The 24,548-nt window shown below is 64.8% G+C and carries 22 protein-coding genes and 1 riboswitch; of the genes, 17 read left to right on the top strand and 5 right to left on the bottom strand.

Annotation, left to right across the window (positions count from 1 at the left end):
• The first annotated feature begins 163 nt into the window (after positions 1-163).
• The 7 genes from ACYU81_RS09530 to cobA all read left to right on the top strand — a co-directional run bounded on the left by ACYU81_RS09530 (position 164) and on the right by cobA (position 10,162).
• Entirely contained in the window at positions 164-745 is a 582-nt protein-coding gene (locus ACYU81_RS09530; RefSeq protein ID WP_449471103.1) for an ANTAR domain-containing response regulator, read from the top strand.
• Positions 742-1,944, top strand: coding sequence for a CmpA/NrtA family ABC transporter substrate-binding protein (locus ACYU81_RS09535; RefSeq protein WP_449471104.1), 1,203 nt, complete (start codon positions 742-744; stop codon positions 1,942-1,944). The genes ACYU81_RS09530 and ACYU81_RS09535 overlap by 4 nt, the downstream gene beginning before the upstream one ends.
• 226 nt (positions 1,945-2,170) lie before the next feature.
• A complete protein-coding gene (locus tag ACYU81_RS09540; protein WP_460987432.1) occupies positions 2,171-3,415 on the top strand; it encodes a nitrate/nitrite transporter in 1,245 nt (414 codons plus the stop codon).
• A 392-nt stretch (positions 3,416-3,807) separates the two neighbouring features.
• A complete protein-coding gene (gene nirB, locus ACYU81_RS09545) occupies positions 3,808-6,315 on the top strand; it encodes a nitrite reductase large subunit NirB (RefSeq protein WP_460987433.1) in 2,508 nt (835 codons plus the stop codon).
• Positions 6,316-6,320: 5 nt separating this feature from the next.
• Complete coding sequence (gene nirD, locus ACYU81_RS09550) at positions 6,321-6,656, top strand: nitrite reductase small subunit NirD (RefSeq protein WP_460987434.1); 336 nt, start codon at positions 6,321-6,323, stop codon at positions 6,654-6,656.
• A gap of 124 nt (positions 6,657-6,780) precedes the next feature.
• Complete coding sequence (locus tag ACYU81_RS09555; RefSeq protein ID WP_460987435.1) at positions 6,781-9,393, top strand: molybdopterin-dependent oxidoreductase; 2,613 nt, start codon at positions 6,781-6,783, stop codon at positions 9,391-9,393.
• A complete protein-coding gene (gene cobA, locus ACYU81_RS09560) occupies positions 9,380-10,162 on the top strand; it encodes a uroporphyrinogen-III C-methyltransferase (RefSeq protein WP_460987436.1) in 783 nt (260 codons plus the stop codon). Before ACYU81_RS09555 ends, cobA begins: the two co-directional genes overlap by 14 nt.
• An 84-nt stretch (positions 10,163-10,246) precedes the next feature.
• Here the strand turns inward: cobA and mobA are convergent, their stop codons facing one another.
• Positions 10,247-10,783: a molybdenum cofactor guanylyltransferase gene (gene mobA / locus ACYU81_RS09565; protein WP_460987437.1), complete on the bottom strand. Its 537-nt coding sequence runs from the start codon at positions 10,781-10,783 to the stop codon at positions 10,247-10,249.
• A gap of 61 nt (positions 10,784-10,844) precedes the next feature.
• A riboswitch (cobalamin riboswitch) is annotated at positions 10,845-11,069 on the top strand.
• Between the two features lie 171 nt (positions 11,070-11,240).
• On the opposite strand from mobA, the gene ACYU81_RS09570 reads away from it, so the two are divergent.
• On the top strand, positions 11,241-13,100 hold the full coding sequence (locus ACYU81_RS09570; protein ID WP_460987438.1) for a TonB-dependent receptor plug domain-containing protein: 1,860 nt from the start codon (positions 11,241-11,243) through the stop codon (positions 13,098-13,100).
• A gap of 36 nt (positions 13,101-13,136) precedes the next feature.
• On the opposite strand, the gene ACYU81_RS09575 is transcribed toward ACYU81_RS09570, so the two are convergent.
• Positions 13,137-13,973 carry an ABC transporter substrate-binding protein gene (locus tag ACYU81_RS09575; RefSeq protein ID WP_460987439.1) on the bottom strand — a complete coding sequence of 279 codons (837 nt, stop codon included), beginning with the start codon at positions 13,971-13,973 and terminating at the stop codon, positions 13,137-13,139.
• Between the two features lie 83 nt (positions 13,974-14,056).
• Between ACYU81_RS09575 and ACYU81_RS09580 the strand changes: the two genes are divergently transcribed.
• Positions 14,057-15,052, top strand: coding sequence for a FecCD family ABC transporter permease (locus ACYU81_RS09580; protein ID WP_460987440.1), 996 nt, complete (start codon positions 14,057-14,059; stop codon positions 15,050-15,052).
• A complete protein-coding gene (locus ACYU81_RS09585; RefSeq protein ID WP_460987441.1) occupies positions 15,046-15,825 on the top strand; it encodes an ABC transporter ATP-binding protein in 780 nt (259 codons plus the stop codon). Before ACYU81_RS09580 ends, ACYU81_RS09585 begins: the two co-directional genes overlap by 7 nt.
• A gap of 39 nt (positions 15,826-15,864) precedes the next feature.
• On the opposite strand, the gene ACYU81_RS09590 is transcribed toward ACYU81_RS09585, so the two are convergent.
• The gene (locus ACYU81_RS09590; RefSeq protein WP_460987442.1) at positions 15,865-17,067 is read right to left on the bottom strand and encodes a penicillin-binding protein activator; all 1,203 of its coding nucleotides are present in this window, start codon (positions 17,065-17,067) and stop codon (positions 15,865-15,867) included.
• An 11-nt stretch (positions 17,068-17,078) separates the two neighbouring features.
• On the opposite strand from ACYU81_RS09590, the gene rsmI reads away from it, so the two are divergent.
• The 4 genes from rsmI (at position 17,079) to ACYU81_RS09610 (ending at position 19,986) form a co-directional block, all read left to right on the top strand.
• Complete coding sequence (gene rsmI, locus ACYU81_RS09595; protein WP_460987443.1) at positions 17,079-17,921, top strand: 16S rRNA (cytidine(1402)-2'-O)-methyltransferase; 843 nt, start codon at positions 17,079-17,081, stop codon at positions 17,919-17,921.
• The gene (locus ACYU81_RS09600; protein ID WP_460987444.1) at positions 17,918-18,271 is read left to right on the top strand and encodes a YraN family protein; all 354 of its coding nucleotides are present in this window, start codon (positions 17,918-17,920) and stop codon (positions 18,269-18,271) included. Before rsmI ends, ACYU81_RS09600 begins: the two co-directional genes overlap by 4 nt.
• A 29-nt stretch (positions 18,272-18,300) precedes the next feature.
• Positions 18,301-19,275 (top strand): glutathione synthase, encoded by a 975-nt coding sequence (gshB, locus tag ACYU81_RS09605; RefSeq protein ID WP_460987445.1) that lies wholly within the window; start codon positions 18,301-18,303, stop codon positions 19,273-19,275.
• Positions 19,276-19,386: 111 nt separating this feature from the next.
• On the top strand, positions 19,387-19,986 hold the full coding sequence (locus tag ACYU81_RS09610) for a DedA family protein (RefSeq protein ID WP_460987446.1): 600 nt from the start codon (positions 19,387-19,389) through the stop codon (positions 19,984-19,986).
• 183 nt (positions 19,987-20,169) lie between these two features.
• Here ACYU81_RS09610 and ACYU81_RS09615 read toward each other — a convergent pair whose 3' ends face one another.
• Positions 20,170-21,066, bottom strand: a complete 897-nt coding sequence (locus ACYU81_RS09615; protein WP_460987447.1) for a tyrosine recombinase XerC — start codon at positions 21,064-21,066, stop codon at positions 20,170-20,172.
• A gap of 89 nt (positions 21,067-21,155) precedes the next feature.
• On the opposite strand from ACYU81_RS09615, the gene ACYU81_RS09620 reads away from it, so the two are divergent.
• The 3 genes from ACYU81_RS09620 (at position 21,156) to nadC (ending at position 24,101) form a co-directional block, all read left to right on the top strand.
• Complete coding sequence (locus ACYU81_RS09620) at positions 21,156-22,034, top strand: MBL fold metallo-hydrolase (protein ID WP_460987448.1); 879 nt, start codon at positions 21,156-21,158, stop codon at positions 22,032-22,034.
• Between the two features lie 73 nt (positions 22,035-22,107).
• Positions 22,108-23,094 carry a quinolinate synthase NadA gene (gene nadA / locus ACYU81_RS09625; protein ID WP_460987449.1) on the top strand — a complete coding sequence of 329 codons (987 nt, stop codon included), beginning with the start codon at positions 22,108-22,110 and terminating at the stop codon, positions 23,092-23,094.
• 158 nt (positions 23,095-23,252) lie between these two features.
• A complete protein-coding gene (gene nadC, locus ACYU81_RS09630; protein ID WP_460987450.1) occupies positions 23,253-24,101 on the top strand; it encodes a carboxylating nicotinate-nucleotide diphosphorylase in 849 nt (282 codons plus the stop codon).
• 6 nt (positions 24,102-24,107) lie between these two features.
• On the opposite strand, the gene ACYU81_RS09635 is transcribed toward nadC, so the two are convergent.
• Positions 24,108-24,530 (bottom strand): DUF4112 domain-containing protein, encoded by a 423-nt coding sequence (locus ACYU81_RS09635; RefSeq protein WP_449471135.1) that lies wholly within the window; start codon positions 24,528-24,530, stop codon positions 24,108-24,110.
• Positions 24,531-24,548 lie beyond the last annotated feature (18 nt).

The raw sequence follows: 24,548 nt of genomic DNA on the forward strand, positions 1-24,548 counted from the left end.
AGCGTTGGGGCTGCGCGATCAGTTGCAAGTCCATTATGTCGATCCTCCGGAAACTGGCCCGCACCGATACAGCAGGCCGCTCACCCTGGCAACCGTAGCGCGCTCCCCCAATTGACGCGGCGCAGCATCGCGGTCACTGAAAGAGCAAAAGGGCTGGGTCCACATGCGAATCGTCATCATCGATGACAGCGGCCTGCGCGCGACGGTTCTCGAAGAAGGACTGCGCGAGGCGGGCTATGACGATATCCACATCGTCCCCCCGCGCGGCGGCTTCGTCGCGCGGCTCGAACGCATGGCGCCCGACGTCGTGTTGATGGATCTGGGCAGCCCCAGCCGCGATACGCTGGAAGAAATGCTGTCGGTCAGCCGCGCGCTCGCCCGGCCGATTGCCATGTTCGTCGATCAGTCGGACGAGTCCATGATCGGCGCGGCGATCGACGCGGGCGTTTCCGCTTATGTGGTCGATGGCCTGCGCAAGGAGCGGGTAAAGCCGGTGCTGGAACTCGCCGTCCGTCGCTTCAACGCCTTCGCCCGACTCCAGACCGAACTGGACGAGGCGCGGACGCAGCTTTCCGACCGCAAGATCATCGACCGCGCCAAATCCATTCTGATGAGCCAGCGCGGCATCAACGAACCGGACGCCTATGCGCTGTTGCGGTCGAGCGCGATGAATCAGGGGAAAAAGATCGTGGATGTCGCCCAGGCACTGATCACCGCGAGCGACCTGTTGGGAGGGGGCCTATGACGATATCCTTGCGCATCGCCTATTTGCCGCTGACCGATTCCGCCGTGCTGGCGGTGGCGCGGGAAAAGGGTTTCGCGGAGGAGGAGGGGATCGCCCTCGATCTCGTCCGCACGGTCAGCTGGGCGACGTTGCGCGACCGGCTGATCTTCGGTCAGGTGCAGGCCGCGCACATGCTGGCCCCGCTCGCCATCGCGGTGACGCTGGGTTTGAGCCAACAGCCCGCGCCGCTGTCGGCGCCCTATAAGCTCAACGTCAATGGCAACATGCTGGTGATGGCGCGCGAGTTCGCGCAGGCGCTCGACCCTGACGTCGCCGCACGGCTCGACGATCCGCTTGGCACCGCCCATGACTTCGCCGCCGCCATCGGCCTGTGGAAACGCAAGCCGGTGATCGGCGTCGTCCACCGCTTTTCCAGTCACGCGATTATGCTGCGCTACTGGCTGGCGAGTGCGGGCGTCGATCCGGATCGCGACGTGTTGTTGCGCGTGGTGCCGCCTTCGCTGACGGTTGAGGCCCTGCGCGGGGGCGAAATTGACGGTTTCATCGCTGGCGAACCCTGGGGCAGCGCGGCTGTCGAAGCGGGCCTTGCCGAAGCGGTGGCGATTGGCGAACGGATCTGGCGGCGCGGCGTTGAAAAGGTGCTGGCCTTCCGGACGCCATGGCTGGAGGAAAATCCGCAAACCGTGGACGCACTGATCCGCGCGCTGGTCCGTTCCGCCGCCTGGTGCGACGACCCGGCGAATCATGAAGCGCTCGCCCACCTCCTGTCGCAACCGCATTTCGTCGATCAGCCCGCCGACCTCATCCTGCGCGCACTGTCGGGCCGCATTACCGCACGGCCGGATATGCCGCCGCTCGACATGCCCGACTTCATGCTCTTCTCCCGCGAAGCGACGCCCTTTCCGTGGCGTAGCCAGGCGCTATGGCTCTATTCGCAACTCGCCCGTTGGAAGATGGTGGATCATACGCCTGAAAACGCGGCCAAGGCGGGATCGGTATTCCGCCCCGACATCTTCCGCCGCGCGTTGGCCGAAAGCAATGTACCGATTCCCGGCGCCAGCATGAAGGTGGAGGGCGCCGTCGCATCCCCCTTGGCCGTGGGCTCCAAGCGCGGCGAATTGACGCTCGGCCCCGACCGTTTCTTCGACGGCCGCACATTCGACCCCGAACATATCGAGGATTTCCTGAAGAGTTTCTAACGCGCGTGGCGCCTGAAAAAATTGTGCCTTGCAACATGAAACGAATCATTAGATAAGGCAAAGGTCGCGCGACGAAGCGCGTTCATGGATGAGCACGCCCAAGGATGGGGTCGCGCTCTCCTCAAACAATATTTGCAGCAAAGCCGCTGGCCGGGTCCCGTCACAAACGGGCGTCCGGAGAGCGGCTTTTTTTGTGTCCATTTCACTTGGATTGAAGGACCTCGTCATGGCAACTGCTTATTGGGATCGCGAGAAAGGCGGCGAGGGGACAGCCGGACCAACCAGCTTCTGGAAAGCTGGCCACACGCCGACCCTGATTGCCGCTTTCCTCTATTTCGACCTCGCCTTCATGGTGTGGGTGCTGCTCGGGCCGCTTGCGCCCTCCATTTCCAAGACGCTGGGCCTGACCCCTGCGGAAAAGGGCCTCATGGTCGCGGTGCCGACACTGGCGGGCGCGCTGCTTCGCGTGGTCAACGGCCTGTTGGTCGACCGCATTGGCTGCAAACAGGCGGGCGCGATCAGCCAGGTCATCGTGATCCTTGGCCTCTTCACCGCCTGGTTCATGGGCGTGAATAGCTTCGGCGGGACGCTGGCGCTGGGCGTCATCCTGGGGTTTGCAGGCGCTTCCTTCGCCATCGCGCTCCCCCTGGCAAGCCGCTGGTATCCGCCTGAGCATCAGGGCAAGGCGATGGGCCTTGCCGGCATGGGCAATTCGGGTACGGTCCTGGCCTCCTTGTTCGCGCCGATCCTTGGCAAGCTGTTCGGCTGGAACGCGGTGCTTGGTCTTGCCTGCATCCCGCTCACCATCGTCTTCATTCTGTACATGTTCATGGCGAAGAACGCCCCCAACGCGCCTGCGCCCAAGAAGCTGGTGGATTATTTCCGCCCGCTGAAAACCGCCGACGCCTGGTGGCTGATGGGCTTTTATGCCGTGACTTTCGGTGGTTTCGTCGGTCTGGCCGCATCGCTGCCGATCTACTTCACCGACCAGTTCGGCCTTACCCCGATCATGGCGGGCTATTGCACCGCGGGCTGCGTGTTTGCTGGTTCGCTGGTTCGTCCCATGGGCGGCGCGCTGGCTGACAAGATCGGTGGCGTGAAGGCGCTGATGATGGTCTATATCGCTGCTGCACTGGCGCTGGCGGGCGTGGCCTATGCGCCGACGCTGGTCTCTGCCCTGGGCTTCTTCGTCGCTGCGATGCTGGCGCTGGGCGTGGGCAACGGCTCGGTGTTCCAGCTGGTGCCGCAGCGTTTTCAGGAAGAAATCGGCGTGATGACCGGGCTGGTCGGCATGGCGGGCGGCATTGGCGGCTTTTACCTCGCATCCTCGCTGGGTATCGCCAAGCAGTTCACGGGCAGCTTTGCCCCCGGCTTCCTGATCTTCGCGGGCCTCGCCGTGGTCGCGTTCCTCGGTATCTCGCTGGTGCGTGCCAAGTGGCGCGCGACCTGGAGCACCGGCGCGCGTATCTGATCAACGCTTACCGGAGAGGAGAGGCGGCGGCACTCGAAAGAGGAGCCGCCGCCCTTGTTTTTGGGCAATGAGAACCGCTCTACCTCCGTTGGGGCTGAGCTTGTCGAAACCCTTTTCTTCCTAAGAAGTGAAGCCCTTCGACAAGCTCAGGGGAAACGGTGAAAAGGTGGAAGCTGAGCGCAATCTCTAACTTTTCCGCCGAATCGCTTGACCCCAGCCGCGTTTCATTTATGCTGCACTGCGAAGGACAAGGTTGTCCTCTACTGACATAGCTGCGGTGATCCAGGGTTGGATCGTCAAAGCGTTAATGATGGCAAAGCCGCCATCCAGACTCCTGGGTTCAAAGCCCAGGGGTCCGGATGGCGGCTTTTTTTATTGTCTGGAGTCAAGGGATGGATTTTCAGAACAACGCCGGACCGGAGACGGCCAACGAAGAGGATATCTTCGTGCCCTCCGACGATGTTCGCGAACATCTGGTTGTTGTGGGCAACGGCATGGCCGGTTGCCGTGCGGTTGAGGAACTGCTGGCCCGTGATGCGGGGCGCTATCGCGTCACCATCTTCGGCGCAGAGCCCTATGTGAACTACAACCGCATCATGCTCTCGCCGGTTCTGGCGGGGGAAAAGAGCTTTGATGACATCGTCATCAACAGCCGCGAATGGTATGATGAAAACAAGATCGAACTGATCGCCGGTGATCCGGTGACGGCAATCGATCGCGCCGCAAAGACCGTCACGAGCCAGTCGGGTCGCACTGTTGGCTATGACAAGCTGCTGATCGCAACGGGTTCCGATCCGTTCATCATCCCGGTTCCGGGCAAGGACTTGGCCGGAGTGATCAGCTTCCGCGACATGAAGGATGTCGACACCATGCTGGAAGCCGCCGATAAGGGCGGCTCTGCGGTGGTGATCGGCGGCGGGTTGCTCGGGCTGGAAGCGGCGCATGGCCTGACTCTGCGCGGCATGAAGGTCACCGTGATCCACCTGATGGACACGCTGATGGAGCGGCAGCTCGATGAAGCGGCGGGCTGGTTGCTCAAGAGCGCGCTGGAAGGGCGCGGCCAGACCATCCTGACCGGCGCCAACACGGAATCGATCTACGGCGACGGCAAGGTCGAGGGCGTCCGCCTGAAGGATGGCACGGAAATCCCCGCGAGCCTCGTCGTCATGGCGGTGGGCATCCGTCCTGCGACCGCTCTCGCCCGTGAAGCTGGCCTTGAAGTCAATCGCGGCATCAAGGTCGATGACCACATGGTCACCAGCGACCCCGATGTTCTGGCGGTTGGCGAATGCGTCGAGCATGACGGCAATGTCTACGGCCTCGTCGCGCCGCTGTGGGACATGTGCCGCAGCCTCGCGGACGGCCTCACTGATCAGCATACGGGTTACAAGGGTTCGGTCACCTCGACCAAGCTCAAGGTTGCGGGTCTGGACGTCTTTTCCGCTGGTGATTTCTCCGGCGGCGAAGGCTGCGAGGACATCGTCCTGCGCGACGCCTCGCGCGGTGTCTACAAGCGGGTCATCGTCAAGGACGACAAGATCATCGGCGCGGTACTCTATGGCGATACCGTCGATGGCGGCTGGTATTTCGACCTGCTCAAGCGCGAGGAAGATGTCGGCGAAATCCGCGACCTGCTGATCTTTGGTCAGGCCTTCGCCTCTGGAGGAGGCGCGCTGGACCCTAAGGCGGCCGTTGCGGCGCTCTCGGACGATGCCGAGATTTGCGGCTGCAACGGCGTCAGCAAGGGCCAGGTCGTTGCCTGCATCGAAAAGGGTGCATGCAGCCTCGACGCGGTGCGCGGCACCTGCAAGGCGTCTGCGAGCTGCGGCAGCTGCACGGGCCTTGTCGAAAACCTGCTGGCGGTGGTGCTGGGCGATGAGGTCCAGTCTGGTCCGAAGACGATGTGCAAATGCACCAGCTTTGGTCATGACGATGTCCGCCGTGAGATTGTCGCGCAGAATATGCGCTCCATCCCCGAAGTGATGCAGAAGCTGCACTGGTCGACCCCCGACGGCTGCTCCTCCTGCCGCCCTGCGCTCAATTATTATCTGCTCTGCGCGCTGCCCGGCGAATATGTCGATGACCAGCAGAGCCGCTTCGTCAACGAGCGCATGCACGCCAACATCCAGAAGGACGGCACCTACTCCGTCGTCCCGCGCATGTGGGGTGGCCTGACCAACCCCAAGGAACTGCGCGCGATCGCCGATGTGGTCGAGAAATATGATGCGCCGATGGTGAAGGTCACCGGCGGCCAGCGTCTCGACATTTTCGGCATCAAGAAGGAAGATTTGCCCGCCGTCTGGGCCGACCTCAATGCCGCGGGCATGGTGTCGGGCCACGCTTATGGCAAGTCGCTGCGCACGGTGAAGACCTGCGTCGGGTCCGAATGGTGCCGCTTCGGCACGCAGGATTCGACCGGCCTTGGCGTCAAGACGGAACGGATGACCTGGGGATCGTGGATGCCCCACAAGTTCAAGATCGCCGTATCCGGTTGCCCCCGCAACTGCGCGGAGGCTACGATCAAGGACTTTGGCGTGGTCTGCGTGGATAGCGGTTACGAACTGCATGTCGGCGGCAATGGCGGCATCCATGTCCGCGCCACCGATTTCCTCTGCAAGGTCGCGACCGAGCAGGAGGCCCTCGATTACTGCGCCGCCTTCACCCAGCTCTACCGCGAGGAAGCCCGCTATCTGGAGCGCACCGCGCCGTGGATCGAGCGTGTCGGCGTGGAATATGTGAAGCAGCGGATCGTGGAAGACGAAGCAGGCCGCGAGGCTCTTCGCGCCCGCTTCCTCTACTCGCAGAGCTTCTCTCAGGAAGACCCCTGGGCGCAGCGCGCAGCTGGTGCGGAGAGCGAATTGCACCAGCATCTTGAACCCATCGCCATCGCTGCGGAGTAACCATCATGACCGATTGGATCGACATCGGAACGCTGGCCGACATTCCCCAGCGCGGCGCTCGCACGGTGCAAATCGCAGGCGAGAAGGAAATCGCTGTCTTCCGCACCAGCGACGACAAGGTCTTCGCGCTGGTCAATGAATGCCCGCACAAGAAGGGACCGCTCAGCCAGGGTATCGTCCATGGCCACAGCGTCGCCTGCCCGCTGCACAACTGGAACATCGCCCTGAAAACGGGCGAGGCGCAGGGCAATGACGAAGGCTGCACGCCGACCATCGCCGTGAAAGAGGAGGGCGGTCGCATCCTGATCGCTCGCCCGGCAGCGATGAAGGCGGCAGCCTGACGAGCATCAAGCTTCCGGTCCCTAGCCACAACGGCGGGGACCCGGGTGGGGGCGTCTTGTTGGCCATCCCTTGCGGCAAGCGCTTCCACCCAATTCCTATTCCTCGGGACGAAGAGGTAAGAGCATGAACCAGGCCATCCGCACCACCTGCGCCTATTGCGGCGTCGGTTGCGGCATCTCGGCCACGCCGACCGGACCCCGGTCGGTCACGATCAAGGGCGATGAAGCGCATCCGGCCAATGGCGGGCGCCTCTGCTCCAAGGGCACGCATCTGGGCGAGACCGTCGGCCTGACCGGCCGCCTGCTGCACCCGATGATCGGCAACAAGCGCGCCAGCTGGGACAAGTCGCTGGACCTCGTCGCCAAGCGGTTCAAGGAAACCGTCGATCGCTACGGCCCCGACAGCGTTGCATTCTACGTCTCCGGCCAGCTGCTGACCGAAGATTATTATGTCGCCAACAAGCTGATGAAGGGCTTCATCGGCACGTCCAACATCGACACAAATTCGCGGCTCTGCATGTCGAGCGCGGTCGCCGGTCACAACCGTGCCTTTGGCGAGGACATCGTGCCCGCCACCTATGGCGACCTCGATGAAGCGGACCTGATCGTGCTGGTCGGTTCCAACACCGCCTGGTGCCACCCGATCGTCTATCAGCGCATCCAGGGCGCCCGCGCCGCACGGGGCACCAAGCTGGTCGTCATCGACCCGCGCCGTACCGAAACCTGCGAAGGCGCGGACCTGCATCTGCCGGTGAAGCCGGGCACCGACGTCGCCCTGATGAACGGCCTGCTCGCCTGGTGCGACGCTGAAGGGATCACCGATCCCTCCTTCGTGGCCGAGCATGTGAACGCCCCGGAAGGCTTCTGGGAGCATATCCGCACCAGCCACGATCTCTGGACGACGGCCAAGACCTGCGACATCGCGCCCGCGCTGCTGGAGCAGTTTTTCAAGCTGTTCGCCGCCACGCCGCGCACCGTCACCCTGTTCAGCCAGGGCATCAACCAGTCGATCCGTGGCACCGATCAGGTGAACGCGATCATCAACGTCCACCTCGCCACCCGCCGCATCGGCAAGCCGGGCGCCGCGCCCTTCTCGATCACTGGCCAGCCCAACGCGATGGGCGGCCGCGAAGTCGGTGGCCTTGCCTCGACCCTCGCCGCCCACATGGACTTCGCGCCGGAAAATGTTGAGCGGGTGGGACGTTTCTGGGCCGCCCCGAACATGGCGACCAAGCCCGGCCTCAAAGCCGTCGACCTGTTCCGCGCCATCAACGAAGGCCGGGTCAAGGCGCTCTGGGTGATGGCGACCAACCCCGCCGTCTCGCTCCCCGACGCGAACCGCGTCCGCGAAGCGTTGGAATCCGTCCCCTTCCTCGTCGTGTCGGACATCATCGCCGACACCGACACCAGCGTCCATGCCGACGTCCGCCTGCCCGCCGCCGGGTGGGGCGAGAAGGACGGCACCGTCACCAATAGCGACCGCACAATCAGCCGCCAGCGCCCCTTCCTGGCGCTCCCCGGCGACGCCAAACCCGACTGGTGGATCGTCAAGGAAGTTGCCCGCCGCATGGGCTTTCGAAACGCCTTCGCCTATGACCGGCCCGCCGACATCTGGCGCGAACATGCCCGCCTGACCGCCTATCAGAATGACGGCCAGCGCCTGCTCAACCTCCGTGCCCAGGCCACCATCGGCAACGACGCCTATGAAGCGATGGAGCCCTTCCGCTGGGGCGGCGACAAGCCCTTTGCCGATGGCTGCTTCTCCACCCCCGACGGCAAGGCGCGGCTGGTCCTCACCAAGCAAATGGACCTTCAGGAGCCGCTCAAGCAGTGGCCCATGACGCTCAACACCGGCCGTTACCGCGACCAGTGGCACACGATGACGCGCACCGGTCTCTCAGCCAAGCTCGCCCGCCATCGCGAGGAGCCGCTGGTCGATATCCACCCGCAGGACGCGCAGGAACTGGGCATTTGCGACGGCGACCTCGCCCGCGTCCAGACCGCGCAGGGCAACAGCATCTTCCGCGTGGCTTTCAGCGAAGGCCAGCGTGTGGGTGAAATCTTCACCCCGATCCACTGGACGGATCAGGTCTCCACAGGCGGCCGCACCGGCCTGCTGCCCCGGCCGCTCGTCGATCCCCATTCCGGCCAGCCCGGCTTCAAATCGACGCCCGCCAGCATCGAAAAGGTCGCGACGGAGTGGAAGGGCTTCCTCATCCTGCGCGGCGAGCAGCCCGCCAAGGTCCCCTGCCTCTGGGCCACGAAGGTCACCGTTCCGGGCGGCGCGCTCTACGAAGTCGCGGGCAATGGCGACCCCGTGCGGCTTGAAGCCTGCCTGCCCAAAGGCGACCGCGTCGAAGCCGTCGACATGACGCGCGGCACCCGCCGCGTCGCGATCATCCGGGAAGGCAAGCTGGCCGCAGTCCTCTTCGTCACCCGCACCGGCCTGCTCCCTTCGCGCGATTGGCTCATCGGCCAGCTTGAGGCGGAAGAGGTGGGCGCATCCGTCCTCGCCGCGCGCGGTCCCGGCAACCAGCCTGACAAGGGGCCGACCATCTGCGTCTGCTTCGACATCGGCCTCAACCAGATCGTCGCCGCCATCCGCGACCAGAGCCTGGTCGATGTCCCCGCCATCGGCAAGGCGATCGGCGCTGGCACCAATTGCGGGTCCTGCCGTCCCGCGCTCGCCAACATCCTCGCCCAAATTCCGCAGGAGGCCCTTCATGCAGCCGAATGAACTAATCGCCCCGGGTGAAGTCTGGCTGGTCGGCGCAGGCCCCGGCGACCCGGACCTCCTCACCCGCAAGGCCGAAAAGCTGATCGCCGCAGCCGAGATCGTCTTCTACGACGCCCTCGTCGGCCCCGGCGTCCTCGACCTCATCCCGCAAGGTGTCGATCGGGTCAGCGTCGGCAAGCGCTCCGGCCGCCACAGCAAGGCACAGGAAAGCATCAACGACCTCCTCCTCGCCGCCGCCAAAGCAGGCAAGCGCGTCGTGCGCCTGAAAGGCGGCGACCCCTCGGTATTCGGCCGCTCGTCCGAAGAGATGGAGCATCTCGCCGCCGACGGCATCCGCTTCCGCATCTGCCCCGGCATCACCACGGCAAGCGCAGCCGCTGCAAGCGGCAGCGCCTCGCTCACCCTGCGCGGCAAGGCGCGGGGCCTGACGCTGGTGACCGCGCATCTCAAAGCCGGTGAACCGCTCAAGCTCGACTGGGAAGCGCTGGCCCGTCCCGGCGGCACGCTCGGCATCTATATGGGCCGCGCCGCCGCCGGAGAGATCAGCCGCCAGCTGATCGCCGCCGGGCGCGATCCAGAAACGCCGGTGATGGTGGCGGTCAACGTCTCGCTCCCCACCGAACGCCTGATCCGCGGCAAGCTCTCCGCGCTTGCCTTTCTGGTCGCCACGATCAGCGATGAAGACCCGACCCTGCTGCTGATCGGCGAAGCGGTGGCGGGAACGTCCATGCCTGTAGGGGTTGCAGCCAGCGTCGCTCTTCAGCTTTGAAGATCGGCTCTGCGCAACTTTTGCCCTGAGCTTGCCGAATGCCCCCGAACTTAGTTGGAAGGAAGGGAGGGGGCTTCGGTAAGCTCAGCTTGGCTCGCGCCAGCGCGCCAGATCCTCCGGCCGGTTGATATTCGGCAGCACCAGTTCCGGCCGCTCCACCAGTCGCGCGCCCACCCGCTCGATCCACCCGAAGATCGAGCGTTTATTCTCTTCCGCCAGATGCGCGTCCAGTTCGTCCGCGAGCGACGCAGGCCAGAAGCCCGCAAGCTGCTGCCCTTTCAGCACCGCCCCACTGTCACCCACAAGCGCCTCCACCAGCGCCGCCGGATAAACGGGCATGTCGCACCCCGTCGTCAGCACCGCATCGTAACCTTGACTGCGCGCATAATGCAGCGCCGCGTTCAGCCCGCCCAGCGGCCCCATGTCCGCCGCTGGCCGATCCGCTAGCCCCGTCAGCCCCTCGACGCTCCGCCCGCAGACCACCACTGCCTCCACATGCGGCGCGATCGCCGCCACAGCATGGTCGATCAGCGTGCGCCCGTCCGGCATCAGCGCGAGAGCCTTGTCGCTTCCGAACCGGGTGGATCGTCCCCCAGCCAGCACCGCACCCAGCAATCGCATTATCCACTCCTTGGCAGAACCCTCAACTTCCCCTATGGCGCGCGGCGTGAGCGGGCAACTGTTCACGAAAGATCGCGCCGGAAAGGGAATGCGGTGCGGACGGGATCACCGTCCAACTCCGCGGCTGTCCCTGCAACTGTAAGCGGCGAGCGCGATGCACAGGGAAACCCGCAAGCCTTCAAAGGGGAAGGCGAGGGGGACCAGCCACTGGACCAAAAGTCCGGGAAGGCGTGCATCACCGCGACGACCCGCGAGCCAGGAAACCTACCGGCGCATGGTCGCTCTTGCCTTGGGTCCAGGGATAGGTCCGGGCACGGTGTTTTCCGTCTGAGCGACGAAGCGGCGCAGGGCCGCATCGGTGCGCGTGACGGGGCTGGCGTCTCTTCTTCCCGCACACCGGCCGCTTATGCGGCAGGCCCTGGGCTCATGTCGCATGGCGCTCAGGGAAGACAGAAATATGATCAGGACCGGAATTTCACTGCTGGCGCTCCTCGCCGCCACCCCCGCGCTCGCCGCAGACGCGGACGAAATCATCGTCACCGCGCTCGGCATCGAACAGCCTACCGATGAAGTCGGGCAGGCGGTGACCGTGATCGACGAAAAGACGATTGAAACCCGCCAGAATGTCAGCGTCGTCGATTTGCTGGTCACCACACCGGGAGTCCGCTTCAATCGTACCGGGAGCTTGGGCAACGTCACCAGCGTGTCGGTGCGTGGCGCCGAAACGACGCAGACGCTGGTGCTGATCGACGGCGTGAAGGTCAACGACCCGAGCGGCATCGGCGATCAATATGATTTCGGCAATTTGCTTGTCGGCAATATCCGCCGGATCGAGGTGCTGCGCGGTTCCAACTCCATTGCCTATGGCAGCCAGGCGATCGGCGGCGTCGTCAACATCATGACCGGTATCCCAAGCGAAGGGTTCGGCGGCAAGGCGTCGGTCGATTATGGCTATGCCGATACGCTGAATGCGAAGGCGGATGTATCGGGCACCAGCGGCATATTGTCGGGCGGCGTGGGCCTCGCCTATTTCCGCACCGATGGCATCTCCGCTGTCTCTTCCGATTTCGGTGGCGCGGAAAAGGATGGCTATGAAAATATCACTGGCAATGCCCGGCTGAAGATCGCCTTCACCGATGATCTGAGCCTCGACCTGCGCGGCTATTATATCAACGGCGATCTCGACTATGACAGCTTCTTTGGCACGCCGGCCGACAGCCCCGACGTCGCGAAGTCCAATCAATATATCGGCTATGCGGGCGTGAATTTGGCGCTGTTCGACGGCAAGCTGACCAACCGGGCGGCCGTTACCTGGTATCAGCAGGATCGCGATTATTATTTCGTGCGCGGCAACGCCCCGGACTTCGGCTATTCCGGGACGAACCTGCGCTTCGAATATGAAGGCGTCTATCAGCCCATCGATGACGTGAAGCTGCTGCTCGGCTATGAACATGAGCGGCCCGATTATGAGTTTTTCGGCTTCGGTTCGCAGGAAAGCCACCGCGCCAACATCGACAGCATCTATGCGCTGGCCGTGGTAAAGCCGGTAGCGGGCCTGTCCATGACAGCAGGGGTGCGTCATGACGATCACAGCCAGTTCGGCGGCGCGACGACGTTCGGCGCGAACGCCAACTACACGCCCAATGGTGGCGCTACCAATTTCCGCCTGAGCTACGGAGAGGGCTTCAAGGCGCCGTCGCTCTATCAGCTTTACGATACATTCAGCGGCAATCCGGACCTGAAGCCCGAGCGTTCGAAGAGCTACGACATCGGCTTCGACCAGAATCTGGGGAGCGACCGGGCGGTGCTGTCCGTCACCGGATTCTGGCGCGACACGCGGGACCAGCTGAATTACGACAATACGACATTCACCTATGGCAATCTGGATCGCACCCGCGCCAAGGGCGTGGAAACGACGCTGACGCTGCGTCCGGTCGATGCACTGACCTTCACCGCCGCCTATAGCTATGTCGATGCGCGTGATCGTTCGCCGGGCAGCGCGGCCTTTGGCGAGCGCCTGCTGCGCCGCGCCGCTAACGCCGTCAGCGCATCGGTCGATTATGCCTGGTCCTTCGGCCTGTCGACCGGGGCGACCGTGACGATGGTCAGCGACAGCGTCGATCTCGACCCCGTGACCCGCAACCGGGTGCAGATTGACGGCTATGCGCTAACGGATATCCGCGCGTCCTTCCCGATCACGGAAAGGCTCGAAATCTATGGTCGCATCGACAATCTGTTCGATCAGGAATACGCCACCGCCTATGGTTATGGCACCTACGGCCGGTCGGCCTATGGCGGCGTGCGTGTCCGCTTCTGACGGTAGAAGGTGAAGGGGGTGGGCGACTGCCCCCCTTCATCGCAGGGGCGCGGCCTTTGGCTGCACCCTGCCTTTTGCGGCGTCCGCCTGCGCGACGATGCTGCGCGCGGCCTGCACATAGGCGGGGCCGCCGCACACGGTCCACGCTTGCGGTACGTGGATGCGGGGGATGGATCGCAGCACCGGGTGGTGCAGCATCTCCGTCCCCTGATCGACGACCTTTTCGCTGCCTTCTTCCACGATCAGATAGTCGGGCCTGGCCGCAATCATCTCCTCCAACGGCACCTGCGCCAGCGCTGGCTTACCAAGTTTCGCCGCCAGATTGGTGAGGCCCGCGCGCCGGATCAACTCATCGACCAAAGTGCCGGTCCCGGTCATATAGCCGCGCCGCTGATAATAGGCGGCGACGCCGCCGCGCCGGGATCGGGGCATGGCGGCAAGGTCGCGCTCCATGCCCGCGATTATCGCCTCGCCCCGCGCGGGATGGCCGACAATGGCCGCCACCTGCCGGATCTGTCCCCTGATCGCCGCGAAACTGTCCGCGCTCGCCAGCCCCAGCTTGCGCCATCGCCCATCCGGCGCGCCCACAACGCCGCCAGCGCCATCGGGAAAGCCGATCACCAGGTCGGGGCGCAACGCCAATACCTCTTCGGCCGGACGCTTCAGCACGGGGAAACGCCGCGCCTGCCCGATCGCCGCCGACAGTTCCGGATCATGGCCATAGGGGCTCAAGGCCGCGATCTGCCCCGGATCGGCGAGCGCCAGCACATATTGGTCGGAACAGGTGTTGAGCGACACGATACGCTTGGGCGGCGCGGGCGCAGCGCCGGTCAGGCTGACCAAACAACATATCGCCAACATCCTTCTGCGCACCAATCCAGCCTCCGCAAAGCGCCGTGCTCCCGCTTTCGCCGCAGCACTACAACCCCTATCAGCAGCCTTGGAGCGCGCAAGCCATGAAGGCCCGCCGCCATCCCCTGCTGCTCCCCATCCTTCTCGCGCTCACCCTTTTGGCAGCACTCGGCTCCCTTACACTGGGCGCGGTCCCACTCTCTCCCGCCCGCATCCTGGCCGTCCTCACCGGCGGCGGTGACGAAGTCGCCCGCGCTATCCTCATCGACCTGCGCCTGCCGCGCATGCTGCTCGGCCTGATCGTCGGCGCGATGCTTGGCCTCGCCGGAGCCGCGCTTCAGGGCTATCTCCGCAACCCGCTCGCTGAACCCTCCGTCCTCGGCGCCTCCAACGCGGCGGCTCTCGGCGCTGTCTGCGCCCTATATTTCGGCCTCGCGCAGCTTCACCCGCTCATCCTCCCCGCCCTCGCCATCACCAGTAGCCTCATCGCCATCGCCGCGCTGTTCCTGCTCGCTGGTCCGTCCGAGAGCCCCCTGACCCTGATCCTCGCAGGCATAGCGGTCGCAACCCTCGCGGGGGCGGGCATCAGCCTGTCGCTGAACCTCTCGCCCAATCCCTTCGCGGCGATGGAGATTATGAGCTGGCTGATGGGCAGCCTCGAAAATCGCAGCTACGCCCATGTCTGGATCGCGCTGCCCTGCGTCCTCATCGGCACCGCGCTGCTGATCGCCGACGGCCGCAGCCTCGATGCACTGACCTTGGGGGAGGAGGGCGCCCAAGCACTGGGCGTTGACCTCTCCAGGGCGCGGCTGCGCATGATGCTGGGCGTCGCGATCGGCGTCGGCGGAGCGGTCGCCGTGTCGGGCGCAATCGGCTTCGTCGGCCTCATCGTCCCCCATCTGGTCCGCCCCCTCACGGATCGCTCCCCTTCGGCCATCCTGCTCCCCTCGCTGCTCGGCGGCGCGGCGTTGCTCACGCTGGCCGACATCGGTGTCCGGCTGATCCCCACCAGCAGCGAATTGAAGCTCGGCGTCCTGACCGCATTGCTCGGCGTTCCGGTCTTCCTCGTCCACCTGATGCGGGAGCGGCGGCTATGGTAACCATCCGCGCCGAAAACCTGTCCGTCCGCCTAGGCCGCCATGCCACCGTAACCGGCGTCACCACAGTGCTGAAGCCGGGGCAACTGGTCGGCATCATCGGTCCCAATGGCGCTGGCAAATCCACGCTGATCCGCGCCTTGCTCGGCCTCGTCCGCGCGGAAAACGGAACCGTGTCGATAGACGGCCTTCCGATCGCCAGCCTCAGCCGAAAGGACATAGCGCGCCGAGTCGCCTATCTACCACAAGGCCAGACGCTGCACTGGCCATTGCTGGTCGAACGGCTGGTAGCGCTCGGCCGCATGCCCCATCTCGGCCCACTGTCCCGCCTCTCGCCGCAAGACGAAGCATTGGTCGACGCCGCGCTCGCCCGCGCCGATGTCCTCCACCTGAAGGGCCGGATCGCGACCGAACTATCAGGCGGCGAACGCGCCCGCGTCCTCCTCGCCCGCGCGCTGGCAGTAGGTGCGCCAGCCCTGATCGCCGACGAACCCCTCGCCGCGCTCGACCCCGGTCATCAACTGGATGTCATGGACCTGCTCAAGGCCGAAGCCCGCACCGGCTCGCTGGTCGTCACGGTGTTGCACGACCTCGGCATGGCGGCGCGCTATTGCGACCGATTGCTGCTGATGGACAAGGGCCGCCTCGTCGCTGACGGCAAGCCCATGGAGGTGCTCACCGAACAAAGCCTTGCCGAGGTTTACGGCATCTCGGCTTGCATCGAGGCTGATGGCGAATGGCCGCTGATCCTGCCGACCGGACGGATCAAAAGCTGATCACCACCACATCCGTTCGCCCCAACGGGGTGAGGTGAGTTATTCCCCAAATGCCTTGGGCGCAGCCGCCACCACCGTGTAAGTCCCGGCACCAACCTCCGACACTTCCAGCGCCCGCTCGGCAACCCCGCCACGCCCGAACCGGAACGCGCCATCAATACCCGAAAAGCCCCCCGAATCGCGCAGCCTTGCCGCCGGGAACACGGTCCCAGGCTTCCAATCCCGCGCAATCCGCACGGTCAGCAGCACCGCGTCATAGCCGAGCGCGGATAGCCGAAACGGCGCACTGCCATAACGCGCGCGATATTTGCCCGCCAATTGCCCATAAAGCCCGTCCGACACACTGGCGAACCACGCGCCCCGCAAAGCCGGAGCGGCCGCCAGCCCGCGATCCGTAGTCCACAATTCCGTGCCCAGAAGCCGCGCCGTCGCGCCGCCATTCTTCCGCACGATCGGCGCCAGTTGCAACGCCACCCGCCCGCTATCCGCGATCAGCAGCGCGTCATAGCTGGACGACGCCTGCAATTTCTTGACCGCCGCCGTCATCGATGCAGGCGTCCGGTCGAACGTCTGCATCGACACGACCGTCCCGCCCACCCCCTCGACCGCGCGCAGCAGCGACGTGCCCGACCGCTCGCCATACATGCCCTTGGGCACCAGCGCGGCGAACTTCGACAGCCCCTTGCCCTTGGCAAATTCGACCACGCGCTCGATCGACTGGTTGGGGTTATAGCCCATGATGTAGACGCCGTTTCCGGCAACGCTCACATCGTTGGAAAAGCTGATCACCGGGACATTCGCCTTTGCGGCGATCGGCCCCACGACCCGCGCATCTTCGGCCAGCAGCGGCCCCAGGATCAGGCGATTGCCCTCCGCCAGCGCCTTGTTCGCCGCCGCCGCCGCGCCCATGCTGGTGTCATAGGTGGTGATGCGCACCTTGTCGGCCTTGGTATCCAGCAGCGCCAGCGTCGTAGCGTTGGCGATGGATTGTCCGACGCCCGCATTCGGCCCGCTCATCGGCACCAGCAGCGCGACGCGATTGCGCAGCGCGTCGGTCGGCAGGCCCTGCGTCACATCAGGGCCACTCGGAACAGGCTCCGTCGGCCGCACCGGACCCGGCCCACGCGGCACGATCGACTGACAGGCGGCGAGAGCCAAAGCGCTGGCGGCGAACAGGATACGCGCACCGCGCTTCATTGCCGCGAACATGTCCGCTTGCCGGAGGGCATCCGTCTCTGTCATCTGGCGTCCTTATGGAAGATACAACTTCTGGGCTGGAGCCCGGGCTTTACATCGTTGCGGGGCCGATCGGCAACCTCGGAGACCTTAGCCCGCGCGGGGCGGAAGTCCTGCGCCTTGCCGATGTAATCGCCGTGGAAGATACACGGGTGAGCGCACGTTTGCTGCGTCACGCGGGATCGGATCGCCCGATGATCCCCTATCACGACCACAGCGCCGAAGGCGTCCGCGCCCGCCTGATCGAGCGGATGGCGAGCGAATCGGTCGCGCTCCTGTCCGATGCCGGAACGCCGCTCATTTCCGATCCGGGTTACAAGCTCGTCCGCGACGCGCGAGCCGCCGGGCGCAACATCACTACGCTGCCCGGCCCCAGCGCCGCCATCGCCGCGCTAACCCTGTCCGGCCTTCCCACCGACCGCTTCCTCTTCATGGGCTTCCTCCCCGCCAAACAAAAGGCCCGCGCCGACGCCTTGGCCGAAGTCGCCACCCTGCGCGCCACGCTCATCTTCTACGAAAGCGGCCCGCGCCTGTCGGAAAGCCTCGCCGCGATGGCCGAGGGGCTGGGGAACCGCGAAGCCGCCGTGTCCCGCGAAATCAGCAAAACATTCGAGGAAACCCGCACCGGCACCCTCACGGAACTTTCCGCCCGCTACGCCGACGCCCCGCCCAAGGGAGAGATCGTCGTCATCGTCGGCCCACCCGGCGAAGCCCCCCCCGCCAGCGCCGAAGACGCCGACGCCGCCCTCCTCGAAGCGATGGAACGACTCCCCGTCTCCAAAGCCGCCGGAGAGGTCGCCAAGAAACTCGGCCTGGACCGCCGCGCGCTTTACGATCGCGCGCTGGAACTCAAAGGGTGAGACGCCAACAGGCCGAAAAACGCGGTCGCCAAGCGGAACGCATCGCCGCATGGTGGCTACGGCTCAAGGGCTGGCAGATCGTCGGCCGCCGCCTGCGCACACCCGCCGGCGAGGTAGACCTTGTTGCAAGACGCGGCGCGATGCTCGCTTTTGTCGAGGTAAAGGCCCGCGCCACCGCCGCAGATCTCGACCTCGCGATAGACGAACGCCGCCTCTCGCGCGTCGCGTCCGCCGCCGAAATGCTCTTCTATGACCTTGCAAAGCCGGGCGACGACATGCGGATCGACGTGATCCTCCTTGCGCCGGGCCGTCCGCCGCGCCATCTGGCGAATGTCTGGCATGGGGGCTGATCCTTTCATCCCCGGAAAAAGGATTGGACATGACTGAGCTCAACCCCCTCACCATCGCCGTGCAGATGGATCCGATGGAAGAGATCAACATCGCGGGCGATTCCACCTTCCACATCATGCTGGCGGGGCAGACGAGGGGGCATCGGCTCTACCATTATCTCGCGCCCGACCTCACCTATCGCGACGGCCGCGTGCTGGCGAAGGCGCGCCCGGTAAAGGTGCAGAAGGTTCGAGGCGATCATTTCGCCCTTGGCGAGCCCGAGATGCTCGACCTCGGCCGCGACGTCGATGTCGTCCTCATGCGCCAGGACCCGCCCTTTGACCTGAGCTACATCACCGCCACCCATTTGCTGGAGAGGGTGCAGGCCGAAACGCTGGTGGTGAATGATCCCGCCTCCGTCCGCAACGCGCCCGAAAAGCTGTTCGTGCTCGATTATGCGCGCTTCATGCCGCCGACCATGATCACCCGCGACCTCGCGGAAGTCCGCAGTTTCCTCGCCGAACATGGCGAGATCGTGGTCAAGCCGCTCTATGGCAATGCGGGCAACGCGGTCTTCCATGTCGGCCAGTCCGGCGCCAACATCTCCGCGCTCGTGGAACTGTTCAACGCTTCATGGGTCGAGCCTTTCATGGTCCAGGCCTTCATCCCCGGCGTCGCGCAAGGCGACAAGCGCATCGTCCTCATCGACGGCGAAATCGTGGGCGCCATCAACCGCATCCCCGGCGCAGGCGAAATCCGCTCCAACCTCGCTGTGGGCGGATCAGCCGCACGCACAGAACTCACCGACCGGGAACTGGAAATCTGCGCCGCCATGGGGCCGGAACTCAAGCAGCGCGGCCTGCTGTTCGTAGGCATCGACGTAATCGGCGGCGAATGGCTGACCGAAATTAACGTGACCTCGCCCACGGGCATCGTGTCGATCGACGCCTTCAACGGTACGGACACAGGCAGCATGATCTGGGACGCGATCGACGCCCGCCTCGCCGCAAGAGTAGCTGCTTGAGCCACCTTCAACCGTCTAACAAAAACCCCGTCATCCCAGCGGAAGCTGGGACCTCGTGCCCCAGGCCGTGCCCTCCAAAAGAGATTCCAGCGTTCGCTGGAATGACGTGCCTTGACTGACTGGGTCCTCCATCTCATCGACGCAGGCGGCTATTGGGGCATTTTGGCCCTGATGGTCATCGAAAATGTCTTCCCCCCGATCCCGTCCGAACTCATCATGGGCATCGGCGGCATCCGCGTCGGCCAAGGCCGCATGGCGATGGAGTGGCTGCTCGTCGCGGGCACGCTGGGCACCACGGTCGGCAATTATTTCTGGTATCTGGTCGGCCATATATTGGGCTTCGCACGGCTCAAGCCGCTGGTGGACCGCTACGGCCGCTGGGCCACGCTGGAATGGCGGGACGTGGAGGCGCTCGACCATATATTCGGCAAATATGGCCAGATCGTCGTTTTCGTATTCCGCTTCCTGCCCGCCTTCCGCACCATGATCTCGCTGCCCGCCGGGCTGTTCCGCATGGGGCATGTCAAATTCCTCGCCTGGACGGCCAGCGGCGCGCTGATCTGGAACATTATCCTTGCCTATGCGGGCTACATCCTCGGCCAGAATTTCCGCGACATCGACAAATATGTGGGGCCCGCGGCGATGGCGTGCGTGGTCGGGGCAATTGCGCTCTACCTCTGGCGCTTGGCAACCTGGAAGCCGAGGGGGTGAGTGGGCTGTTCCCCCTCCCGCAGGCGGGAGGGGGCTAGGGGGTGGGCTGACGCAACGTTGGATTGAGTCTTGTAACGGCGAGGTCGAAGCTCGCTACGCTCGCGCCCACCCCTAACCCTTCAAACGAGTCACGCGCCTCGTTTGAACGTTTACGGGAGGGGGACTATGTTTGTCTTAGCCAACTCAAGCCCGAGGATGCGCATTCCGATAAACATCCAGCAGATGCGCCGCATCCACCTGCGTATAAATCTGCGTCGATGACAGGCTGGCATGCCCCAACAGCTCCTGCAAAGACCGCAAATCCGCCCCGCGCCCCAGCAAATGCGTCGCAAAGCTGTGCCGCAAAGCATGCGGCGTCGTCCGATCCGACAGCCCCAGCCGTCCGCGCGCACCCTGCACCGCGCGCCGGATCAAAGCCGCCGACAATGGACCACCCCGAGCCCCCCGGAACAGCATCTCCTCCCGCGCCATAGGATAAGGGCAAACCGCCACATAAGCCTCGATCGCCGCCCGCACCTGCGGCAGCAGCGGCACTTGTCGGCTCTTGCCCCGCTTGCCCGTCACCCGCAGCGTATCGCCCAGCGGCAACACGTCGCCCATCAGTCCCATCGCCTCGCCGATCCGCAGCCCCGCCCCATAGAGCAGCAACAACACCGCCCAGTCCCGCGCGCCGATCCAGCCCTCGCGCGCCGTCTCCGCAATCTCACCCGCCAGCGCCACCGCCTCGTCAGGGGAGATCGGCCGGGGCAGACCCCGCTTCACCTTCGGCCCTTTCAGCAGCGGCACCCGCGCATCCTCGCCGCCGGTGAACCTCAGGAACCCACGCACCGCCGACAATTCCCGCGCCGCCGATCCATTGCCGATCCCGTCCATCCGCCGCGCCGTCAGGAACGCCCGCAGGTCAGCCTGATCCACCCGCGCCAACCCCGCCGCCGTCACCGCTTCCCCGCGATGCTCCGTCAGGAACGCGATCAACCGCTCCGCCGTCGCCATATAGGCGCGCACCGTATGCGTCGAACGCCGCCGGTCCAGCGCCAGATGCTGCCGCCATGCTTCCACAAGATCACCACTCGCGCTCATGGCGTCGAGTCTAGGCGATGGCGTCACCAAACGGAATCCCCCGATCAACCGGCCCTTGAAAATCCCGCCCAGATGGGCACATGGAGCGCATGGCAACCGCACCTGACATGGCCGACATGCCCACGGGCACGCTGCTGCAAATCTCGCCGCGCATCGGCCGCGTTCTGGCGCCCAATCCCTCGCCCTTCACCTATACGGGCACCCAGACCTATCTGGTCGGGTCAGAGGACGTGGCGGTGATCGATCCCGGCCCCGCCGATCCCGATCATCTCGCCGCGCTGCTCGCCGCGATTGCAGACCGCCCCGTGCGTGCAATCCTCTGCACCCACACCCATCGCGACCACAGCCCTGCCGCCGCGCCGCTCTCGGCACAGACCGGCGCGCCCATCATCGGCTGCGCGTCGCTGGTGTTGGACGATGACGGTCCGCGCGCCGACGCCGCCTTCGATCCTTCCTATACGCCCGACCGCATCCTCGCCGACGGCGAACAGGTGACGGGGGAGGGCTGGACACTCGAAGCCGTCGCCACGCCCGGCCACACCTCCAACCATCTCTGCTTTGCCCTGACCGAGGAAAACGCCCTCTTCACCGGCGATCATGTCATGGGCTGGTCCACCAGCGTCATCTCGCCCCCGGACGGGGACATGGCCGATTATATGCGGTCGATGCAGCGGCTCCTCGATCGGGAGGATGTGATCTACTATCCCGCCCATGGCGATCCGGTGCCCAATCCGCGCCGTCTGGTGCGCGGCATGATGGGGCATCGCAAACAGCGGGAAGGGCAGATATTGCGCTTCCTTCAGCGCCACGGCGCGTCCGAAATCCCGGCGATGGTGGCGCAAATGTATAAAGGCGTCGATCCGCGCCTTCATCCCGCCGCCGGGCGATCGGTCCTTGCCCACCTCATCGACCTGGACGGCCGAGGTGTGGCGGAGGTCGCAGGGGATGGCCGCTGGCAATTGCGCTAGGGGGAAACAGTTACTGGCCAACCGCCGCGCCGCCCGCTAGTGGCGCGGTCAAAGGCCGTGAGGAGTTAGGGACATGAACGCCATCACCGGAATCCCGCAGGGGACCGACCTGCGCGCGGAGATCGACCGGCTGCGCAAGGAACGCAACGCCGTCATCCTCGGCCATTATTATCAAAAGCCGGAAATTCAGGACCTGTCCGATTTCGTCGGCGACAGCCTCGAACTGTCCCGCAAGGCAGCGGAAACGGATGCCGACGTCATCGCCTTTTGCGGCGTGCGCTTCATGGCCGAAACCGCCAAGATATTGAGCCCGGAAAAGATCGTCGTCCTGCCCGACATGGACGCTGGCTGCTCGCTTGAGGACAGCTGCCCGCCCGCCCAGTTCAAGGCGTTTCGCGAGGCCCATCCCGACCACATCGCCTTGAGCTACATCAACTGCTCGGCCGAGGTGAAGGCGCTTAGCGACATCATCGTCACCAGTTCGTCGGCGGAAACGATCCTGAGTCAAATCCCCCGCGACCAGAAGATCATTTTCGGCCCGGACAAGCATCTGGGCGGTTATCTGAAGCGCAAGTTCAACCGCGACATGCTACTGTGGCCCGGCGTCTGCATCGTCCACGAAGCCTTCAGCGAAACCGAACTGCTGAAGCTCAAGGCCCAGCATCCCGACGCCCCCATCGCCGCGCACCCCGAATGTCCGCCTTATATCGTCGATCATGCCGATTATGTCGGCTCCACCAGCGGCATCCTGCAATATGCCAAGACGATGACCGGAGACACGCTGATCGTCGCCACCGAACCGCACATCATCCACCAGATGCGCAAGGCGGTGCCCGACAAGAATTTCATCGGCGCCCCCGGCGCGGACGGCAACTGCAACTGCAACGTCTGCCCCTATATGGCGCTCAACACGATGGAAAAGCTCTACCTCGCCCTCCGCGACCTCCAGCCCCGCATCGAAATGGAAGAAGGCCTCCGCCTCGCCGCGAAGAAGAGCCTAGACCGGATGCTGGAACTCGCCAGCGGCACGGTAGGGAAGGGCGACGTGGGCAATCGCTAGGGCATGCTCCTTGTTTTCCGTCACCCCGGGCTTGACCCGGGGTCCCGCTTTACGTTCCATCGTGTGAAAGCGGGATCCCGGCTCAAGGCCGGGATGACGAGGCGGTGAGCGCCGCCTGCGTTCGCTATCCCACTCCGATCAATGCACAGAGAGGCCAGATGACCTTCACCTTGCCCGGCTTCGACCTAGACACCTTCATCGCCTCCACCCTCGCCGAAGACCTCGGCCCTGACGGTCGCGATGTCACCAGCGAAGCGGTCATCCCCGCCGACGCGATCTTCGAAGGCGTGATGGACAGCCGCGACGCGGTGACGCTCGCTGGCCTCCCCATCGCCGCCGCCTTCTTCCGCGCCCTCGACCCTGACGTCGAGATCGAGCTACTCCGCCAGGACGGCGACCGCGTCGCGCCAGGCACTGACATCATGCGCATCCGCGGCAAGGCCCGCGCCATGCTGACCGCCGAGCGCTCCGCCCTCAACACCGTCCAGCACCTCACCGGCATCGCCACCATGACCCGCGCCTATGTCGATGCGATCATGGGCACCGGCGCGACCCTGCTCGACACGCGCAAGACCATTCCCGGCCTGCGCGTCCTCGAAAAATATGCCACGCGGCAGGGCGGCGCGACCAATCACCGCATGGGCCTGTGGGATGCCGCGATGATCAAGGATAATCATGTCGCGGTCGCAGGTTCGGTAGAGGAAGCCGTCCGCCGCGCCGCCGCTGCCGGGATCGCAAGCATCATCGTGGAGGTCGACCGCATCGACCAGATCGAACCCGCGCTCGCCGCCGGGGCAACCCATCTACTGCTCGACAATATGGACGCGCCCACCCTGCGTGGCGCCGTAACCCTCGTCGGCGGCCGCGTGCCGACCGAAGCCTCAGGCGGCGTCACGCTCCAGACCATCCGCGCCAAGGCGGAAACCGGCGTCACCTACATCAGCGTCGGCCGCCTCACCCAATCCGCTCCCGCTGCCGACATCGGCCTGGACTTCGCCTTTGCGTAAAGCCTCTTAACCCTCGATCGTCACCGTCGAGGGATGATGCTTATCCAAATGCTTGCGGATGATGCGCAGGTTCTTCGTGTTGGACTTGAACAAAAAGTCGAACACATCCCCCGCAAAGGGGATCGCGCCCACGACCGTGTCGAACCCCACATTGGCCGCCATCCGAGTCAGCTGCCATTTCGACATGCCCAGATTACGCGCTTCCCACACGATCCAAGCGCCCATGGCCGCAGTCGCCAAATCACCCACCACCGGGATCAACCCTACCAGGCTGTCCAGCCCGACGCGCCGGTTCGTACCGGGAATGACGAACAATCCTTCCAGCATCGCCTCCATTGCCTCGATCCGCCGCCGCACCGAAGCGGGGTCGCGGCCAAAGCCCGGCAGGTCACGCACCACGCGGTCAAACTGGTCTTGCGATAACGCCATCATGTTCCTCCTGCCCCC

The organism is Sphingobium sp. TomTYG75 (assembly GCF_054771635.1).

Excerpts from the sequence above, each read along its gene's own strand:
- ACYU81_RS09530 (WP_449471103.1), top strand. The coding sequence starts at position 164 with ATGCGAATCGTCATCATCGATGACAGCGGCCTGCGCGCGACGGTTCTC.
- ACYU81_RS09535 (WP_449471104.1), top strand. The coding sequence starts at position 742 with ATGACGATATCCTTGCGCATCGCCTATTTGCCGCTGACCGATTCCGCC.
- ACYU81_RS09540 (WP_460987432.1), top strand. The coding sequence starts at position 2,171 with ATGGCAACTGCTTATTGGGATCGCGAGAAAGGCGGCGAGGGGACAGCC.
- nirB (WP_460987433.1), top strand. The coding sequence starts at position 3,808 with ATGGATTTTCAGAACAACGCCGGACCGGAGACGGCCAACGAAGAGGAT.
- nirD (WP_460987434.1), top strand. The coding sequence starts at position 6,321 with ATGACCGATTGGATCGACATCGGAACGCTGGCCGACATTCCCCAGCGC.
- ACYU81_RS09555 (WP_460987435.1), top strand. The coding sequence starts at position 6,781 with ATGAACCAGGCCATCCGCACCACCTGCGCCTATTGCGGCGTCGGTTGC.
- cobA (WP_460987436.1), top strand. The coding sequence starts at position 9,380 with ATGCAGCCGAATGAACTAATCGCCCCGGGTGAAGTCTGGCTGGTCGGC.
- mobA (WP_460987437.1), bottom strand. The coding sequence starts at position 10,783 with ATGCGATTGCTGGGTGCGGTGCTGGCTGGGGGACGATCCACCCGGTTC.
- ACYU81_RS09570 (WP_460987438.1), top strand. The coding sequence starts at position 11,241 with ATGATCAGGACCGGAATTTCACTGCTGGCGCTCCTCGCCGCCACCCCC.
- ACYU81_RS09580 (WP_460987440.1), top strand. The coding sequence starts at position 14,057 with ATGAAGGCCCGCCGCCATCCCCTGCTGCTCCCCATCCTTCTCGCGCTC.
- ACYU81_RS09585 (WP_460987441.1), top strand. The coding sequence starts at position 15,046 with ATGGTAACCATCCGCGCCGAAAACCTGTCCGTCCGCCTAGGCCGCCAT.
- ACYU81_RS09590 (WP_460987442.1), bottom strand. The coding sequence starts at position 17,067 with ATGACAGAGACGGATGCCCTCCGGCAAGCGGACATGTTCGCGGCAATG.
- rsmI (WP_460987443.1), top strand. The coding sequence starts at position 17,079 with ATGGAAGATACAACTTCTGGGCTGGAGCCCGGGCTTTACATCGTTGCG.
- gshB (WP_460987445.1), top strand. The coding sequence starts at position 18,301 with ATGACTGAGCTCAACCCCCTCACCATCGCCGTGCAGATGGATCCGATG.
- ACYU81_RS09615 (WP_460987447.1), bottom strand. The coding sequence starts at position 21,066 with ATGAGCGCGAGTGGTGATCTTGTGGAAGCATGGCGGCAGCATCTGGCG.
- ACYU81_RS09620 (WP_460987448.1), top strand. The coding sequence starts at position 21,156 with ATGGCAACCGCACCTGACATGGCCGACATGCCCACGGGCACGCTGCTG.
- nadA (WP_460987449.1), top strand. The coding sequence starts at position 22,108 with ATGAACGCCATCACCGGAATCCCGCAGGGGACCGACCTGCGCGCGGAG.
- nadC (WP_460987450.1), top strand. The coding sequence starts at position 23,253 with ATGACCTTCACCTTGCCCGGCTTCGACCTAGACACCTTCATCGCCTCC.
- ACYU81_RS09635 (WP_449471135.1), bottom strand. The coding sequence starts at position 24,530 with ATGGCGTTATCGCAAGACCAGTTTGACCGCGTGGTGCGTGACCTGCCG.